The following is an 18,662-nucleotide window of genomic DNA, read 5'->3' as shown; positions in this document are numbered from 1 at the left end:
GAATGAGGTGCTCAAGCCTCACTCATATCTTGGGATATATTCGTTGTTTTATAAAAGTTTAATTTATTAATTTATTTTTATACCCCCAAAGATAAATCAAGAAGTAAAATGACCTTTATTGAACTATTTATTACCAAAGGCGCTTAAGCCTTTTTCAATCGATTAAGCACTTTAGAGCTATGCTAGTGTAAAACTATCACCCCTGCTTTTTTGATCGTTTAATCTGCAAAACTACAATGGGTAGCATCAATACAAGTCCAACAATCATGGTAACTAATCCTGGGGCAATAAATAGGAATGACACCAGCGCCACCCACCAGCGTTCCCATTTTTTCAATGGAGCTAGCAAATATCCCGAAAAAGCAACGCCAAGTGATCCGATACCCAACATAGCACCTACTAATGTGACGGTAAACAACCACCAAGTAAAACCATCTGTGACCAACAATAAGGCGGGTGAATAGACAAAGACGAAAGGCACTAGTGCTTTGGCGATGCCGAGCCGGAACGCAGTATTACCAGTTTTGAATGGATTAGATCCAGCAATTCCCGCTGCTGCATAGGCCGCCAGTGCCACCGGCGGTGTGATATCGGCCAGAACACCATAGTAAAAGACAAAAAAGTGTGCCACGAGGGGCTCTATTTGAAGCACAGCAAGTGCGGGTGCGGCAACGGCAACCAGAATAATATAGGTCGCTGTCGTAGGAATACCAGCCCCCATAATAATGCAAGACATAGCTATAAGAATAAGCGATGTGAACAGCGCCCATTGAGTCACAGTAAAGTATCCAAGTAATGGCAGTGAGCTCAGCAGTGTGCCTATATCAGTAGCTGTTTGTACTACAACGTATCCAAGTCGAAACCCAACACCCGTCAAGGTGACAACCCCCACAACTACTCCAACGGTTGCTGCCGCTGCACCAACGGCTAGTGTACTCTTTGCACCTGTAGACAAACTAGACCATAAATCCTTCAGACTAAGGCGGTGCGTAGGATTTAGGAAACCAACAACGACACAAGCAATAATGCCATACACCGCTGCATAATCAGGCGTTTTTCCTGATAAGATCATGTAGACGAGAATGATCAAAGGAATGAGACTTAACCAATGATCCTTCAGAACAACACCAAGCTTAGGTAATTCTTCGGCACGCAAACCACGTAAACCCAGCTTTTTGGCTTCAAGGTGGACCATAATAAAAATGCCAAAATAATGTAACAAAGCAGGGAACAACGCCGCAGCCAGAATATCGCGTAATGGAATTTCCAAATATTCGACCATAATAAAGGCTGCAGCACCCATTATTGGGGGGGTGATCTGGCCACCCGTTGATGCTGTCGCTTCAACAGCACCCGCAAAATGTGCGGGGTACCCTACGCGTTTCATTGCAGGAATAGTGAGTGCACCAGTAGTCACAGTGTTGGCGATGGACGAACCAGAAATGGTACCCATAAACGCGCTCGAGAAAATTGCAACCTTGGCTGGCCCTCCAGAATAACGACCTGCAATGACCATTGCCATATCAATAAAAAGCTGACCCAAACCAATACGTGTGGCAAGCACTCCAAACAAAATGAAAAGGAATACGTACTGAGCCATTACACCGATTGCGATTCCATAGATTCCTTGGTTAGTCATATAGAGATGGTTGATAATGCCAAACCACGAGGCTCCCCCATGCTTTAAAGCCCCTGGCATTAAGGGACCAAAATAGGCAAAGCCAATGAAGACCAAACCAATTATAGGCAAGGTTGGCCCAACACTCCGTCGTGCTGCCTCAAGTGTTAACAAGAGCAAGGCCGAGCCCATAAAAATATCAGTGGGTGAGGGATTTCCAACCCGCTTAGCCAGCGCTTCTGCGGGCAGCAAAGGCAGGTACATTGCCGCGCTAACGGCCACCAATGAAAATATAATATCAATCATGGGCACGCCTTCAACGCGATACCATGCTTTAGGGGATAAGCTATAGTTGGCCTTGCGTGCGCCAAATAGTAAAAACACCAGCCCAAGAACAAAAGACAAGTGGATACCACGATGCACTAGCTCACGGACAAGACCAAAGCCAGATGCATAAAAATGGTAGACAGACATTGACACTAAAATTGCAGCAATTATATAACCAACAGTCTTACCTGTTGAACGAAAGGCTGTTTCAGGATCAAACTCACGCTCAATTTCTGCTAATTGTTCTGGCGTAAGTTCAGGGGTGTCGTCTGCAGGCATGACATAGTTCCATATCAGAATAAATAAATAAAACAGCCCCAGACACGCTAGTGCCTGAGGCTGGTAGCATCGAGAGTATAACTTACTCGATTAGGCCAGCTTCACGGTAGAAGCGCTCAGCACCTGCATGCAAAGGCACACCTACACCCGCTAAAGCTGTAGCCGGTGTAATCGTCTTACCTTTAGCATGACCTACATCAAGCAACTTGCGAGACTCTTTATTCCACAATGCTTTAGTAATATTGTAAATCAGGTCATCGTCTTGAGATGCAGACGTAAACCACTGTGCACCAACGGCTACTGTGGTTGTGGTATCTACGCCTTCGTAAGTGCCTTTAGGAATATCTGACGACGCGAAGAACCCGTATTTTTCAGTCAAAGCATTTGCACCTGCACCATCGATAGGTACCAGTTTGATGTCTGCAGCAGACGCAAGTTCAACCAGAGATCCAGTTGGGTAACCAGCAACCACAAAGAATGCGTCAATCTTGCCATTACGCAAGGCTTCAGCCGCCGCACCACCTTTAAGAGCCTCTGCAGTTACATCATCAGAAGACAAGCCGTTAGACTCTAGGATTAGATTAGCGTCAACATAGGTACCAGAACCTGGTTCGTCTAAAGACACACGCTTTCCAGCTAAATCAGCAACTGAGTTGATACCACTGTCAGCTAAAGCGACTAGGTGAATATGCTCTTCAAACAAGGCAGCAATGGTGCGCAGATCCTTAGCTGGCTCGCTACCTTCCATAGTGCCTGTGCCAGTATATGCCCAATAAGCAACATCAGACTGGGCAAATCCGGAACTACGTAAGCCAGAAATTATAGCGTTCACATTGTCGACCGAACCCCGCGACGACACTGCAGATGCAATTAGCCCGTCAACACCACAGGAGCCACCTTTGCCACACTCGCGTGAGCCTGGTGGCTTGGAGATTGCGTTGGCAATTACACCGCCAACTGGATAGTAGGTATAGGCTGTGCCACCTGTTCCAATGGTAAAAAAGTTTATCTCTTGGGCCGACGTATTGCCGGCAAGGCCAAGCGCTAACACGGCGCCTAAGGCCGCTGTTTTGAGTGTTTTGATCATCGTTTTTTCCTTTATTGGTCATTAGTATTTTAAATGCTTTACTATTCTTAGCGGCTTCAGCTTACGTGAGTAAAACAATGAAACAAAGGTTTTTTTGTGTTTTTGTTTAATTTTTGATACTTCATACACTATTTTAGTACCATTTTTTAATACTTGGAAAGATCTTCTGAAAAGGGTTCCTAAGTTGGATTGCTAAGCTAATGGCAAGCATTAACTCGTATTGATGACTAAAAAAATGAACACAACCAAGATAAAGCTTTGACGTTTTTACATGAACTATGCAAATCTGGGCTCAGTGGGCCGCCATGTTTAAAATTTAACTCCAGTTATAAGAACTTCATCGGGAGTAAATAGATTGCTCCTGTTGAAGGATAGCTACTTTACCTACATTGCCCACATTAGAGCAGAAGCTATTCGTGAAATTCCACGCTCAAGTACTGCCAACATTGAACTTGCTTTAAATGAAACTACAGCAATTACGTCAGGCGCCTAATAGGTGTTCTGTATCGGTGGATGTCAGTGATATAGATAGGATATTTTAGGGTGTTAGTATTTCTAGTAGCTTATTATTTGCCACAGAGTGACTCTGTTTTGGCAAAAAAGCTAAGGTTCTATAGGAATGCTATATGACCCTTAGCTTTTTCAAGAAGGGCCATTTAGGTAGACTTTTTATCTACTTTTAGAAAACAGAACTGCCAGTTTGGGATACGTCGAACTCAGTAGTCACATGGCTGCCACTAACACCTTTAACGGCATCTTTTAAAAAGTATCGGCCGAAAGTATTTTGAAGCAAAGTTTAGTTTGCAAAGCGAAAATTCTGTTCGGTTCAATGGGACCACTTTAACAACAGGTTGGAGAAAATATTAGTGCAACTTGATACCCAAAGTGCTTAGCCAATATCTAGTCAAAAATAGGCCTCTAGTGCTGATATCGTAGCCCACGCCAACTAAACTGAAAACGTCAGCCAGACTGACATTGATCAGGTCTGAGTTTTTATTCATTCCGAGTATCTAGATAATTGAGCAAGAGCAAAGCCCCTACCGATAATCTAATAAAAATCATAACAAGAGAACCGTAAGTTAACTTGCTAAATGATTCGAGCAAAATCAAGGCTTCAAAATCGCTCCAAATTAGCCCACTAAAAACAAATAGCGCAGCCACGTTAGCGGACCTAAAGTAGAGATTCTTATAAAAGGAGTATAAATAAACGCTGCTGCATACGAAAGTGATAGCTAATCTTAGTTGATTCAGCGTGTCTATCGACTCAGTGCCTGGCAAGCGTTGATCATAAATGGTGCACAGATGATATTGCGGGTAGTAAGTGATTACAAAAGCCCTGACCACAAATATGGCAGCCATGATAAGACATCGGATCAATAACTTTGAGCGAATTAACTCCAAATGAGAATCATCAACCGTCTCATTGGGCAACAACCAAGCCAGCTCTTCCTTGGTGACGCGGATGTTATGTTTCATATAACGCTTTTTCCTTTATTAGCATGCCCGCTAAATATTGACATGGGCTCCTAATACCCAGCGGATTCTTTCCTATCCAGAGAGTACATATTTACGATCAAAATCATAAATTCGTTAAAAATGAAGCTAAATAGAAAGTAAAATCAACTGGTTGTTGGCACTAATCTCAAAGATATCGGCTTTTTTCCCTAAACCTTTAGGCTAAATAGAAGATAAAATAGTTTTAACTGGTTATTGCGCTCATATAACAAAGTAATCAGATTTTGATGGGCAAGTTTCTGCATCCATCGAACTCGACATTTTGGGTGACGGAGTTTATCGCTCTGAAATTTATCATTTATACGGGCTGGTAGATGGAAAGATATGGGGTGATTCTGCTTGAGAGGGCTTCTTTAGGGTTTAAATGTTACTCCTAAAAAATAACATTACCTCAACCATCAAAGAGATTTTTGTTTACATAAGCCACTGATAACTGCGCTATCAATTAACAAAGTTTGGGTATGAGTTACCAATCAATTGGTGATTACTGCTGAGAATTACAACTGGAAGCACGAGATGAGATGACATTTCCTAGTGTGGTGCCTTGGGCGGGACTTGAACCCGCATAGCCATAAGCCGACAGATTTTAAGTTAAGTGATTCTTTCTTTGAATAAATTTGTTTTTCTTTTAAATTCATCTATTTAACAATGATTTAACCCACATACTGTTTTAAGCTACTTGCACTATATTGCCCTTATTTGACACAATGCGTCTACTATACGTCTACTTTTAGACACATGTAACTATTTCAGGACGCAATTAATGCCACGCATAAAAATTTCGAAACGAACGGTTGATGGCATCATTCCGCCACCTGCCGGAGCCAACGATAAGGCGACTCAAGAATTTTACCGCGACACTGAGCTAACCGGCTTTGGGCTAAAGGTAACCAATAAGGGCACCAAAACTTATATAGTTGAAGCCAGAGTTCAAGGTAAAGCTAAGCGTATTACCTTAGGTAAGCACGGGCCGCTCACTCCAGAGCAAGCTAGAAAGCAAGCACAAATTACTTTGGGGCAAATTGCCACCGGCAATGACCCAGTAGCAGACAAAAAAGATCAACAAATTAAGGGCGTTACACTTGCCGACGCATACCGCGACTACCTGCTAGCCAGGCACAACCTAAAGCCTAGCACATTGGGCGAATATCAACGATGCATTAAAGGTGCACTTAGCGATTGGCTTAACAAACCTATGACTGATATAACCAAAGATATGATTGAAACACGGCATCGTAAGCTGGGGGAAACTAGCGTTGCTGGAGCCAATGGAACCATGCGTGTGTTAAGAGCCATATTCAACTTTGCTATAGAACAATATGAAGATCAAAAGGGCCAGCCCATTATTCAGGTCAACCCAACAAAGCGACTGAGCAAAACTAGATCGTGGTACGAAGTGAAGCCAAGACAAACCCTATTAACGCCAACTCAATTGAAACCTTGGTTTGACGCAACGCTTAAGCTTAACCAAGAAACTACAAGAGACTACCTTCACTTTTTGCTATTCACTGGATTACGAAAATCCGAAGCCAGTAAAATGACTTGGGGCAATGTGAACTTTAACGAACGATCTTTCTTGATTCCCGACACCAAAAACAAAGATCCTCACCGCCTACCCATGTCCGACCATTTGGAAGCGTTGCTAAAGCAACGACACTTTCAATCTGAAAGCCCATGGGTGTTCCCCTCCCCTATTACGGACGGGCCATTAAAAGAGCCTAGAACCTCCATAAAGAGAGTTATAGAACTATCCGACATCAAGTTCACATTACACGATCTACGCCGCACGTTTGCCACTACAGCGGAAAATTTGGACATCCCTCACTACGCGCTAAAAAGATTACTTAACCATAGGGCTGCAAATGATGTAACAGGAGGTTATATTGTTCCAAATGCAGAGCGGTTACGCGAACCAATGCAAAAAATTACAAACTATATACTTGGTCAAATCGAAGGAACAGATAATGACGTCAGCAGCAAATAATATAGAAAAGATCATTCCGGCAAAAGACTACCTAAGCCTTTGGGACATTGCTCACCGACTTGCTAACCTCGAACAAAGCACATCCGATCCTGAAGCCCCTCCTTCGGCGGTTATAGATGTATTGCAAGCCATGTTATTTTCTCAACTACGTAGTGAACTTGCGGTTGTCACTAACCACGGCATTGAGCTAAAAGATGATCGATATCTTCCTTCTGTAGTTTATTTCAACTCTGATGATACAGAGACATGGTGTAATGGTTACCAGAACGCAGTAGATCTTTACTTAGATTTTATCAACCAAAAAACAGATCGATTGCATCAATACATTAGCCATCACAATAAAATATTAAAAGCGTCAGCCCCATATTCCAAAACCTATCTGAATAAAATATATACCACCAGCAGCGACCTAGCAGAATGGGCTATTAGAAAAGAGCTGCCTTTCCCTTATTTTTGGTTTGATGATGACGAAGTAGAAAACATTCAACTAACTTTAAAGATAAAAATTTTAGTTGATGAAAAATGCCAACAGTTTGAACGCTCTAAGGCCTGCCCCCTAAGGGACCTCATCGAAAAAGACATATTAGCTGAACATACAGTTGATGAGGCCACAGAGCCTCTGCCAAACACATATAAACGAGACGCAATAGATACATTTTGGGGCACTCTAACCCATAAACAACGATCTAGAATCCTATGCAGGGAGATAGCATCAACGCTCTGGAAATACAATCCCACCATGTCAATTGAAGATATAAGGCGCAATGAGGTTTTCCTAAAATATGGCGGGGCAGCCCATTTTTCAAGCAAGAACACCACCCGTGATTGGATCAAAGACTTAGACACAAGGCCCGCATCAGAAAGAGCTGGGAGGCCTCGCCTCTAAAACACGTTTCTAGCACAAACCTCCCAGCTAGTAACTAAAAACTCCCAGCTAGCTCTGCTGGGAGTTTTTCATACTCACATTAGCGTGCAACATTACCTCAATGTTTTTTACTTCGAGGGGCACCACATGCAATCAGCTTTACTAAATACCAAACAAGCCGCCACTTACCTAAACGTAAGCGCAGCATTTTTAGAACGTGACCGGTGGGCAGGCGCTCGCATCCCCTTTCGTCGCATTGGCACCCGTGCTGTACGGTATTTGCTGAGCGACCTAGAAGCTTACATTGATAAGCAAATCAGTTACTCCACCTCTGACCATTCAGCATCTTCGAAATAGTGGCTGCCATGATCAAGTACTTCATGCCCCTATGTATTGCTGGCTTAACCTTTACTTTAGCTCACATACTGTTGCCCACAACGGCCGACCCCAGACCTAAAGGTCAAATGGCCATAGTCGCTAGACCTTTAGGTCTAGATACCGATTTAGGCGGCTTAATTAACCTCTCAAAAACCCACTCCAATATGGTCTGTAAACCGCACGTCCTACGATCTATAGGGTTCGCTATAGCAAACCCAAGTTGCTATAGCAAAATATACCGCACACTCGCAGCGGAGAAACACTCCGCAGAGGAAACACAGGCGCGGTTAAAGGGTTTTATTTATGATGAGCCAGGCACAAATAAATTTGAAGCCAAACTGGGCAATACCCCCGTATTCGAGCTGGAAGCCGCACCCAAAAAGGCTTTAGCAGCGCCGCCTAATAAAGATAATACTCCCTTAAACCCCTGTATTAATACCACCCTTAAAACCCCTACTAAACCTCGCAAATGCTGGCTTTCAACGGGTCTTTTTTCGTTGGTTGACACATTTACCGCTATGGAACGAGGAAAATATGGGTGAACTGAAACAAGAAAAAAGAACCCAGAGGCGAGCCTTTCATGGTTGTACCCATTGTTAATACTATTAGTCACATGACCCCGAAAGGTAATTGATACCCACACAAGTGGCGACCACACCAACCAGAGGAACATACAATGAACGAAACAATAGATCAGCAAATTCAAAAAGGCTTAGCGGGCATGTTCCCTTTTAAGTATGAACACAACTTCGAACCAGACTCCCTTCTCCATCGTACGCAACGGGCTATAGATCAAGCCCGTTTTTTTGTGCCTGAAAAACAGGAATGTGCTTTTGTTAGTATTGGCGCGTATGCGCTTGTTAGTAATTCACAGCGCCAAGCTGTGGATGCTTTTAAAGCTCGCGTAAGCGGGCGCGGTTTGGCGATTAGCGGAGCTGAGCGCAATAGGCTAGTCAGGGCATCCAAATGTCCGACACGCGAAAAACAAGCAGCCGAAGCACGAAAAAACTTCGAGACCGGAGCAAAGACCAAAACAACACAGGGCCACGAACCAAAGGGTGAGTTCAGCCCAACTTTTAGCCAAATCGATCAGCTAACCGGGGAACTCTTAGAACCTGTATTCGTGAACGGATTTGACGACCAGCGAACGGCACCGGCGGCGCATCAAATCGAAATTGATGGTAGTAAGTATGATCTAGCGTCATATGTAGCAGATCGAGATAACCCTTGCCCCGTTATCCACACACCTGTTCATGGAGCAGGCCGATTTACCGTCGTTACTCACCGAGAATGGTCGGGTGATATCCGAATAAGAACCCAAGTTGATTTGCCAGCCTCACAACCCCCAGCACAGTCTGGGCCTAGAATCACAAGCGAACTGAGTTTGAGCGGCGCTGTAGCCATTTCGGACTCCTGCCAATACTTGGCCCTGAAGCATGGTGGCTATAAAACGTTCCTAACACTTACCTTAGATGATGACGCTAGAAACCGTATTGCCTCAGGCAGTTCAACCATCCAAAAGGAAACTAGTCGTTTCTTTGATGGCCTTCAAAAAATGTACCAGCGGGGTTGGATTGCTAACGGCCCTCTAGGGCAAGTAAAAGTGCCAGGTCACGACCATAAACTAAAATACTGTTGGGTTGCCGAAAACCCCAAAAACAACGCTGGAGAGGACAACCCACATCTCCATGTACTTATGTCATGGAAAGTGCCTTTTGCGTTATTTGAGTCATGGGCAGAGCGGATAGAAGGCATCTGGGGGCAAGGCTTCGCCCACTTAGAGAAAATTAAAGATCCAATAAACGCCGGTGCATATATGGCCAAAGCCGCTGGGTACATAACTAAATCAAGTGGTCAGTCAGATCAAGGGGAAATTAGAGGTAACCGCTATGGCATCAGCACCGACGCCAGAGCTCCTGCATGGGCATGTATAGGTAAGTATGAACTAGGAATCATGGGGAGCTTGATTGCAGACGTTCATGACTTTATGAGTTTTAAATATGGTCATATTTTTCATGAAAGAAAAGAGCTCAATGGCGCTTTAGACTCAATGAAGGCTCAACACAAAGCAGCCAAAGCCAGCGGTGTAAAAATAGCCCCTGACTCGTCCAAACGTCGAGCTCAAATAGGTCAAAAGCTCCAACAAATCAGAGCCAAAATAAATGATCTTCCAATAGTGGCCAGCAAGTATCAGTTATTAATCAAAGGCAAAGAGAACTTTGAAAAAATATGGGAGTGGGCAACCACTGGTAACCGCAGTGGCGCAGAACACTGGCTTCCAATCATCGACCAAACCGAAACTTGGAATCCAGACCACAAGCCTGATGGACTTTGGTATGGTGAGTTTTTACATCAGACACAGTACAGACGGAATAGACAGTGGGAAAAGACCCCTGGGTGGTGGGAAAGTCTGTGTAGCACATACGACCAACACTCGTTGCAAGAGCCCTGTGATCAAAGCAACGAATATGACGAATGGACTCAATACGCTTGCCACTCAGAGTGACAAAATTAATAATTCGAATCTACCCTAAACTTGCGAAATTATTAAGCCACTGCGTATGTACTCAACATTAGGTATTTTCGTTCTACAAATGATCTCCAACAAAGGTGTCATAATTACATATTTATGGGCTGAGTCAACCTAGAATATAGTTGCCCTATTGAGCGCTAGAAAAACTCCTAAAGTAACTGGAAAAAAGCGCTTTTTAGGTATTGAATTAGTGCCTCATGACTCACTTTAAGGCATGGTGTTTCAAAAGTTAATTGACGTCTTATACCTTTAGCCGGTTATCCATACAATATAGCCCTGTTTTAGAAATAAAGAGCCGAAACCGCTCTTTTTTGTAACTGGGCAAGCAATAGGAAAAAAAACGACTATACTTTCAATATGTTGTGAGCCAATATTTTTATAAAAAAAGTAATAGAGCGGCTCGTTAATAATTATTATGAGTGCTGGAAGCCTCATAAATGTAGTGTCATATCACCCAAAAGGAGATCGAGTGAGTAAAATTAATCCCTTCAAACCAACTAGCCCAGTTCCTACTGCAATGTTTGCTGGACGTCTCAATGAAATCGAAGCCATAGAGAACGGCTTGCATCAAACTAAAAGCGGCCAACAAAAGAATTTTCTTATTACAGGGGAAAGAGGGATCGGGAAATCGTCATTGATGATGCTTGCAAAACATATGGCCGCTGGTGACTTTGTAAGTAACAACTATGATCGATTTAACTTTGTGACAATAAATACAATAATATCTAACAGAATGTCACTAGCTACGTTTATCAAATTAATAGAAAGGAACATAAAAAGAGAGATCGGCAAGTGCGAATCAATACGGAGCTTTCTCGGAGAAGCCTGGTCTTTTGTGCAAAGAATAAAAATTATGGACTCTGGAATTGACCAAGAAGCCCAGAGCGAAGACGTTGATCTTATAATTGACGATCTGGCTTATTCCCTATCTCAAACATGTATTAGAATTTCTAACCCAGAAAAAGGCGAAGAAGCAAAAGATGGGATAGTTTTCTTTATAGACGAAGCGGATAACTCTTGTGAAAATCTGCATATCGGCTATTTTTTCAAGGTTTTAACAGAGCTATTACAGCAGCAAGGATGTAATAATATTATGTTTGTAGTTGCAGGGCTACCCGACGTAATAGAGAAACTGTCCTCTTCTCATGAATCTTCAATTAGAATATTTAACCAAATGGTTGTTAAAGAGCTGGCTAGAGACGATAGAATTTTTGTTGTCGAGCGCGGCCTCGAAGAGGGAAACAAACTAAATAAAGAACCAACTACCATATCTGAAAAAGCTAAAGTGAGTATATCCGCTCTATCAGAGGGGTATCCTCACTTTATACAACAGTTTGCTTATTCTGCATTTGAGTTCAATACGGATGGTGAAATATCTCACGACGATGTAATGGAAGGCGCGTTCAATGATGGTGGGGCAATAGATGCCATAGGCAGCCAGTATTATTCGAGTGATTTTAACTCAAAGATTAAATCGGACGAATACCGTGAGGTATTAACCATAATGGCCGAAAACTATAACTTATGGATAAAGAAAGGTGAGATTAGAAAAAAGTTTAGTGGTAATGACCAAACCCTCACTGATGCGCTAAGAACGCTTACTACTAAAAAAATAATTTTGAAAAATAAATCAAAAATGGGTGAATATAGGCTGCAGCAGAGAGGATTTGCAATCTGGATTAAGCTCTTTGGTTCGCGAAAAAAATGATATAACAAGGCACGCAACACGGACGGTTTCACCGCCGGTTCGTTTGGCGTTAGCTGACTAATTATGACTAGAATTCTCACTAGGGGCTCAAAAAATGGGACTTGCAACATTTGCGGCGAAGATGGAAAACTGACCGAGGATCACACCCCTCCAAAAGGCAGTGTTCGTATCACGCAAGTTGAAATGAACCATATAGTAGAAATACTTGCGGCAGAGCCCCCTGGTAATAGAGGAAGAGTTTCACAAAATGGGGTTAAGTATAGGACTCTCTGCCATCGCTGTAACAATGACCTTCTTGGTCTTAATTATGACCCCGAATTTAATAGCTTCGTTAATCAGTTGGCAACTTTAGTACAGTCTAGTATGTCCCTCCCTACAGTGATCAACATCACGGGGAAGCCCCAGAAAATTGCCAAATCTCTCATAGGGCACCTTATGGCGCAGAGAGTAAACGGATATAAAAAGGGGGCGCACACAGAACCGCTTAGAGACTGGTTTTTAGATATTAATGCACCTATGCCAGAATACATGCAAATTGTGTATTGGGCTTATCCATATAAAACTCAAGTTCTCGCTAGAGATGCTTTCATGCGAGAACTTACATCAGAAGACACAGCCTATTTTTGGATCATGAAGTTTTTCCCAATCGCCTTTATGGTATTGTGGGATAACCCGCTGGGCTATACCTTCTCTCAAAGAACCTTTGATCGTTACAGGGATATTGGTTCAGATGAAGAGGTTGAAATACCGATTAACATAACAAACCTTCCACACGAACGCTGGCCAGAGGCCCCTGATGATAATCGAATTTGTTTTTTTGGAAGTGGTGCAATAGGTGTTATGGAAAAGAAATCGCGGAGAAAACACAGCTAACAAGTTAAGCAATCGGGCCTGCCTAACCGGCAGCCCCTTCTTAAGGCGTTAAGATATCAAACAAATAAGGTTATTATGAAATACTGGTGGGTAAACCAAAATAAAACTTACAAAAGCGAAGTACCTGGCGGCTTTTTATGGTCACCGAAAACAAAATCAAACGGCCATAGAAACAAATTCTACGACTTTATGATGGAAGTTCAGGAGGGCGATTTAGTCTTCTCTTTTTGTAGTACCAGAATTAAAGCCGTCGGTATTGCAGTCGGATCAGCCCAGTCGGCTCCTAAACCAAACTTCGGATCAGTTGGTGATCAATGGGCCAACGAAGGCTGGCTTGTACCTGTAGAGTTTCAAGAGCTTGGTAATCCGGTCCGCCCTAAAGACCATATGTTTGTGCTCGCGCCTCACCTGCCTTCAAAGTACTCTCCTCTAACGAAATCTGGTGACGGTTTACAAAGCGTTTATCTTGCAAGTTTACCGGTGGAACTTGCTCATGGCCTTATTAATTTATTTGACCTCAAAGATCAGCTTTCAATTACACAAATAACAAGCCTATTTGAACCATCTTATGACGAAAGTGCAGAAGACAGCATTGTTTTTGAAAGAAAAGATATTGGGCCAACAACCAAAGAACAGCTTGTTAAATCTAGGCGCGGTCAGGGGGTATTTAAATCTAATCTAAGATTAGTTGAAAAATCCTGTCGCATAACAGGAACAAATAATATAAAGCACTTAATTGCTAGCCACATCAAACCATGGAAAGATAGCAATGATATAGAAAAGCTTGATGGTAATAATGGATTATTGCTAGCTCCACACATAGATCACTTGTTTGATAAAGGCTACATAACTTTTAAAGATAGTGGTGAGGTTCTTTATTCAGAACTAATCGATAGTAATTTGATACCTCAATGGGACCTAATGCAACCAACCAAGCCTAAGCCGCTCAACTCATCCCAGGCAACCTATATGAGCTTCCATAGATCACACATTTTCAAAAAGCCGTAATGTCGAAACGCGTAACAACAGCAGATTTCATTGCCAAGGCCAGGATGATCCACGGGAGTAAATATAACTATCCCGAAGTTATCTATATCGCTGCTAAAGAAAAGGTAACAATAACCTGCCCAATCCATGGTAATTTTCACCAAACTCCAGCAAATCATTGTTCCGGAAGAGGCTGTCGCGCATGCAGCGGAAACAAACCATTAGAATTAAAAAACTTCCTAAAGCGAGCTAGAAAAGCGCATAACAATAAGTATGACTACAGTGGTGTTAAATTTGCTAACGTTGAAAGTAAAATAGATATCATATGCCCAGAACACGGCCCATATAAACAGAGATTATTTTCCCATCTAAGAGGTTTCGGTTGCCCAAAATGCGGGTGGGCGCAAGCAACAGAGGCAAGAAGCCACGACAATGATCGTTTTGTCAACGACGCCACAAAAGCTCACGGCACTAAGTACGATTATTCCAGGGTCGAATATATCAACGCTCTGACTCCAGTCACTATAGTTTGTCCTAGCCATGGTCCTTTTAAGCAAAACCCTGCATCTCACATAAGAGAGGTTGGGTGCCCAAAATGCGGCACCGAAAGAACGGCAAGTAAAAAAACCAGATCTACTGAAGACTTTATTAACGAAGCCAAAGAAGTGCACGGAGACAAATATGACTACTCGAAGTCGGTGTACACTAGGTCACACGACAAACTAGAAATAACTTGCCCTACCCATGGACCCTTTTGGCAGTCTGCAGTTAACCATACCAGAGGCAATAAATCTGGATGTCCAGGTTGTGCTATTTCTGGATTCGATCAAACCAAACCCGGCATGATGTATTACCTTGCAGTAAAGGCTGATGATGAACAAATACTATACAAAATTGGGATCACTAATTATTCAGTAGAAAAAAGATTTCCAGCTCTCGATTTATCAAGAATACGAATTGTCAAAATCTGGGAGTATTCCGAGGGCAAGGAAGCTGCATATAGAGAAAATACGATTTTGCATCAATTTTCTCACTTCAAATATAACGGACCAGATGTACTTATAGGCTCTGGTAACACAGAGCTATTTACGCGAGACGTATTAAATCTAGATATTAAAGGCGAACCAAGCAAACATTCGATGATAGACGGTCAAGGTAATTTGTCTTTTTTACCTACTCAAATTGATTTGGACATTTAGAACAAAGCAGTCCCCTGTCTACTATACGTCTACTTTTTAAAAATAAAGACGGACGAAATGCAGGAAGTTAAAGGATTCTGATCCTAAGTAATTGTTTTATAAAAACAAAAAGTGGTGCCTTGGGCGGGACTTGAACCCGCATAGCCATAAGCCGACAGATTTTAAGTCTGTTGTGTATACCAATTCCACCACCAAGGCATTTAGGGTGAACGTCTCCCGAAGAAGAGGCGTGATTATACATTATGACTCTAAAACTGCAACAGCATGGCTAAGGTTTTTAGGAGTTAAATGTGCATACCTTAACGTCATTTCAGTTGGTTTGTGTCTCTTCCACTTTGCAACGGTTGCAAGGCTAATGCCGTGTTAGGCTAAACCTCTGCTAGAGTGGGCCTAAAGCTACGCAGAACCGAACCACCATGTCTGTAACCCTAAACCATCCTGCACAATGATTAGGGACGATTTAAGCCTTCACAGAGACTGGCTAGGCTTTAATTTAGATTCATTTTGTAACTTCGGTAAAGATCGTCTCACCTAGTAAAAATTTTTGTACCTTACCCATTACGTTTCGTGGCAGTTTGGCCATAAAAAAAACCTTGCTGGGGTGTTTATAGCGGGCTAATTGCCCATCGAAACTTTTTAGTATTGTGTCTTTATCAAGCATGCTGCCTGGCACTAGCACTACAATGGCTATGGGCGTTTCACCCCATTTTAGGTCTGCTTGGCCTACCACCGCAGCTTCAAGCACACCGTCTAAACGGTTTAGGTGCGCCTCTAATTCGGCTGGGTAAATATTTTCTCCACCAGACACAATCATATCTTTAGCGCGATCATCTACAATTAAATGCCCATCGTGGTCTAAATGGCCTAGATCACCGGTATCAAACCATCCGTTATCTAGTGCTTTAGCAGTGGCCTCAGGGTTACCCCAGTATTCAGATAAAACGTTAGGCCCCTTAATAAGGATATGCCCCACCTCTCCATCAGCAAGAGATACGCCACCTTGCCCTGTGATTCTCATTTGGCAATGTAAAGCTGGCAACCCTGTGCTATGAAACCGTGTTATTGCTTGTTCTGCTGTTTGGTACACAGCAATCGGTGATGTTTCTGTAAGGCCATACACTTGTTGCACTGGTATGCCACGGCTGGCCGCGGCTTCAATAAGGTGCTTAGGCACTAATGATGAACCACTAGTAATGCTGCGCAAGCTAGACAAGTTAGTGGTGTGCCACTGAGGTAGCGCCAGTAAGGCAGATAAAGTTGCCGGTACTAATACCGTTAGGCTAGGTTTTTGATGATGAATGTCGGTAAGTGTTTGCACTGGGTCAAAGCGCGCATGCAATATAATGGTGGCACCTACATAAAGCGCTGGCAGAGTTTGTATATTAAGCCCACCTACGTGAAACATAGGCAACACTGTTAGTATGGTGTCAGTTTTGCCCATGTCATGCATATGTTGGCTGTTAAGTGCGTTGTAAAACAACGCCTTTTGATCCAATACCGCGCCTTTTGGGTACCCTGTGGTGCCAGAGGTGTACACAATTAATACCGGAGCGTTTAAGTGTACATATGCATTATAGTCGCTGTTATTAATGTCGCAAGATTGCTTTAGGGCACTATAAGAGTGCCAGTTGGCATTTAATTTGGGTTTATCTAACCCGGTATATTGTGCATCTTGTAGCACAAACCAGCAGTCTGCATGGGCACCCTTCAGACCATCAACCTGGTGTTTAAAATCTGGGGTAACAATTAACGCTTTGGGGCTAGCATCCATTAAAATGTAGTTATATTCTGGCGTTTCTAAACGCCAATTAAGTGGTACAAAAATAGCACCCAAGCGCGCACAGGCAAACATTAAGCTAATAAATTCAACGCCATTAAAGCCCAAATATGCTACACGATCTCCTCGCCCAACACGTAATGTGTGTTTTAACATACGTGCATTAGTGCTTATGGCATCTGCTAAGTTGGCATAGGTGTACTGGTGCTGCTGGTCGATAACAGCAAGCTTATTAGGAGTGAAGCGCGCGTGTGCATCAATCCAATTAGATATATTAGACATTAACCGTCTGTCTCTCCAGGTTCATAGACACAGCCTTTACCAAGCATGTCTAGGCATAGTTCTGCAGTCCAAGGAAGCATCAGCGAACCGCAGCGGCTATCACGATACAGGCGTTCTAATGGTAAAGCCTTCAACATAGACTGACCACCACAGGTGCGAATGGCAAGCTGGGCAATTTCATTGGCGTTTTCCATAGTGGTGTACTGGGCCACCCAGGCGCGAAGCAGCTGATCTTTACTGGGGTTGGCGCACGCTTCACTCATCGCTTGGAACCACAGGGTTTTTGTTTGTTCTAACATAATGCGCATTTGCGCTACAGCAATTTGTTTAGTGGCAAACTGACGTCGTTTTACCGGGCCAGTACCATCAACTTCTCCCCTTAGGTATTTTACAGTAAAGTCATAGGCTGCCTGAGCAATACCCATATAACTTGGCGTGAGTGTCATAAACATGTGGGGCCAGCGCTTAGCCGCTTGGAAGTATATGCCTGCAGGCATTAGGGTGGCATTTTCTGGCACAAATACATCTTTAAAAATAAGTGTGCGCGATACAGTGCCCCGCATACCTACGGGGTCCCACTGGCCTTCTACAGTGACACCCTGAGATAGTGCTGGAATAGCCAAATAGATTGTATTACGGCGGCTTAGCTCAACAGTTTCATGACTGGTTTCTGTGCATAAAACGCCATAATAATTCGCATGACCAGCCAAAGAAGCAAAAATCTTTTTACCATTAATCCGCCAGCCTCCATCAACCTTATGGGCTACCGTTGCAAATGCCTTTGCCCCAGCCGCCGCCGCACCACCCTCTGAAAAAGGTTGGGAGTAGATCGCCCGTTCGGTGAGTATACGCTGGTAATGTACCCCACGATTTTTCTTGTGCAGTAGTCGTGTTGGTCTATCCATTTCCAAATCATCTGTCAGCAGGCCACTCCAAAGAGTGGAACACACGTGCATATTCCATGTCAGTGCCGTAGCGCCGCAATAGCGCCCAATTTCAGCTGCAGTTAAGGCGTATGTTAGGAAATCGGCACCTTCGCCACCGTCCTCTTTGGGAATGCAAATACCCATTAAATTGGCGTCAAACATATCTTCATAGTTTTCAGTAGGAAATGCTGCACGCACATCATAATCGGCAGCCCTTCCAGCAAATTTATACTGCCCAATATGCCTAGCCCTAGCCGTTAAGTTTTGTTGCTGGGTAGTAAGCTGCCATGCTTTGGCGTCAAACATAGGTTGGTCGAGTTGCAT

15 protein-coding genes and 1 tRNA gene are annotated in these 18,662 nt (G+C 43.2%); 10 read left to right on the top strand and 6 right to left on the bottom strand.

The window, feature by feature from the left end:
- Positions 1 to 196 precede the first annotated feature (196 nt).
- Entirely contained in the window at positions 197 to 2,224 is a 2,028-nt protein-coding gene (locus tag ABXT60_RS03565; RefSeq protein WP_443631388.1) for a TRAP transporter permease, read from the bottom strand.
- Between the two features lie 82 nt (positions 2,225 to 2,306).
- Positions 2,307 to 3,311 carry a TAXI family TRAP transporter solute-binding subunit gene (locus ABXT60_RS03560; protein ID WP_443631387.1) on the bottom strand — a complete coding sequence of 335 codons (1,005 nt, stop codon included), beginning with the start codon at positions 3,309 to 3,311 and terminating at the stop codon, positions 2,307 to 2,309.
- Between the two features lie 355 nt (positions 3,312 to 3,666).
- Here ABXT60_RS03560 and ABXT60_RS03555 point away from each other — a divergent pair, with 355 nt between their 5' ends.
- Positions 3,667 to 3,804 carry a hypothetical protein gene (locus ABXT60_RS03555; RefSeq protein ID WP_443631386.1) on the top strand — a complete coding sequence of 46 codons (138 nt, stop codon included), beginning with the start codon at positions 3,667 to 3,669 and terminating at the stop codon, positions 3,802 to 3,804.
- A 500-nt stretch (positions 3,805 to 4,304) separates the two neighbouring features.
- Here the strand turns inward: ABXT60_RS03555 and ABXT60_RS03550 are convergent, their stop codons facing one another.
- Complete coding sequence (locus tag ABXT60_RS03550) at positions 4,305 to 4,787, bottom strand: hypothetical protein (RefSeq protein ID WP_443631385.1); 483 nt, start codon at positions 4,785 to 4,787, stop codon at positions 4,305 to 4,307.
- An 802-nt stretch (positions 4,788 to 5,589) separates the two neighbouring features.
- Here ABXT60_RS03550 and ABXT60_RS03545 point away from each other — a divergent pair.
- The 9 genes from ABXT60_RS03545 (at position 5,590) to ABXT60_RS03505 (ending at position 15,353) form a co-directional block, all read left to right on the top strand.
- Positions 5,590 to 6,810 (top strand): tyrosine-type recombinase/integrase, encoded by a 1,221-nt coding sequence (locus ABXT60_RS03545; protein ID WP_443631384.1) that lies wholly within the window; start codon positions 5,590 to 5,592, stop codon positions 6,808 to 6,810.
- Entirely contained in the window at positions 6,791 to 7,696 is a 906-nt protein-coding gene (locus ABXT60_RS03540; protein WP_443631383.1) for a hypothetical protein, read from the top strand. The genes ABXT60_RS03545 and ABXT60_RS03540 overlap by 20 nt, the downstream gene beginning before the upstream one ends.
- A gap of 126 nt (positions 7,697 to 7,822) precedes the next feature.
- Entirely contained in the window at positions 7,823 to 8,032 is a 210-nt protein-coding gene (locus ABXT60_RS03535) for a helix-turn-helix transcriptional regulator (protein ID WP_443631382.1), read from the top strand.
- An 8-nt stretch (positions 8,033 to 8,040) separates the two neighbouring features.
- The gene (locus ABXT60_RS03530) at positions 8,041 to 8,595 is read left to right on the top strand and encodes a hypothetical protein (RefSeq protein ID WP_443631381.1); all 555 of its coding nucleotides are present in this window, start codon (positions 8,041 to 8,043) and stop codon (positions 8,593 to 8,595) included.
- A gap of 134 nt (positions 8,596 to 8,729) precedes the next feature.
- Positions 8,730 to 10,559: a rolling circle replication-associated protein gene (locus ABXT60_RS03525; protein ID WP_443631380.1), complete on the top strand. Its 1,830-nt coding sequence runs from the start codon at positions 8,730 to 8,732 to the stop codon at positions 10,557 to 10,559.
- Between the two features lie 496 nt (positions 10,560 to 11,055).
- Positions 11,056 to 12,294 carry an AAA family ATPase gene (locus ABXT60_RS03520; RefSeq protein ID WP_443631379.1) on the top strand — a complete coding sequence of 413 codons (1,239 nt, stop codon included), beginning with the start codon at positions 11,056 to 11,058 and terminating at the stop codon, positions 12,292 to 12,294.
- A gap of 63 nt (positions 12,295 to 12,357) precedes the next feature.
- Positions 12,358 to 13,167, top strand: a complete 810-nt coding sequence (locus ABXT60_RS03515) for a hypothetical protein (RefSeq protein ID WP_443631378.1) — start codon at positions 12,358 to 12,360, stop codon at positions 13,165 to 13,167.
- Positions 13,168 to 13,242: 75 nt separating this feature from the next.
- A complete protein-coding gene (locus ABXT60_RS03510) occupies positions 13,243 to 14,175 on the top strand; it encodes an HNH endonuclease (protein WP_443631377.1) in 933 nt (310 codons plus the stop codon).
- On the top strand, positions 14,175 to 15,353 hold the full coding sequence (locus tag ABXT60_RS03505; protein WP_443631376.1) for a hypothetical protein: 1,179 nt from the start codon (positions 14,175 to 14,177) through the stop codon (positions 15,351 to 15,353). Before ABXT60_RS03510 ends, ABXT60_RS03505 begins: the two co-directional genes overlap by 1 nt.
- A gap of 112 nt (positions 15,354 to 15,465) precedes the next feature.
- Here ABXT60_RS03505 and ABXT60_RS03500 read toward each other — a convergent pair.
- The 3 genes from ABXT60_RS03500 to ABXT60_RS03490 all read right to left on the bottom strand — a co-directional run bounded on the left by ABXT60_RS03500 (position 15,466) and on the right by ABXT60_RS03490 (position 18,662).
- Positions 15,466 to 15,551, bottom strand: a tRNA-Leu gene (locus tag ABXT60_RS03500).
- A 301-nt stretch (positions 15,552 to 15,852) separates the two neighbouring features.
- Positions 15,853 to 17,412: a class I adenylate-forming enzyme family protein gene (locus ABXT60_RS03495; protein WP_443631375.1), complete on the bottom strand. Its 1,560-nt coding sequence runs from the start codon at positions 17,410 to 17,412 to the stop codon at positions 15,853 to 15,855.
- On the bottom strand, positions 17,412 to 18,662 hold the full coding sequence (locus tag ABXT60_RS03490) for an acyl-CoA dehydrogenase family protein (RefSeq protein WP_443631374.1): 1,251 nt from the start codon (positions 18,660 to 18,662) through the stop codon (positions 17,412 to 17,414). The genes ABXT60_RS03495 and ABXT60_RS03490 overlap by 1 nt, the downstream gene beginning before the upstream one ends.

It is taken from the genome of Candidatus Njordibacter sp. Uisw_056 (genome assembly GCF_047730085.1).
Classification (GTDB): Bacteria; Pseudomonadota; Gammaproteobacteria; order Pseudomonadales; family Balneatricaceae; genus Njordibacter.
This window is presented reverse-complemented; position numbering and strand designations above follow the sequence as displayed.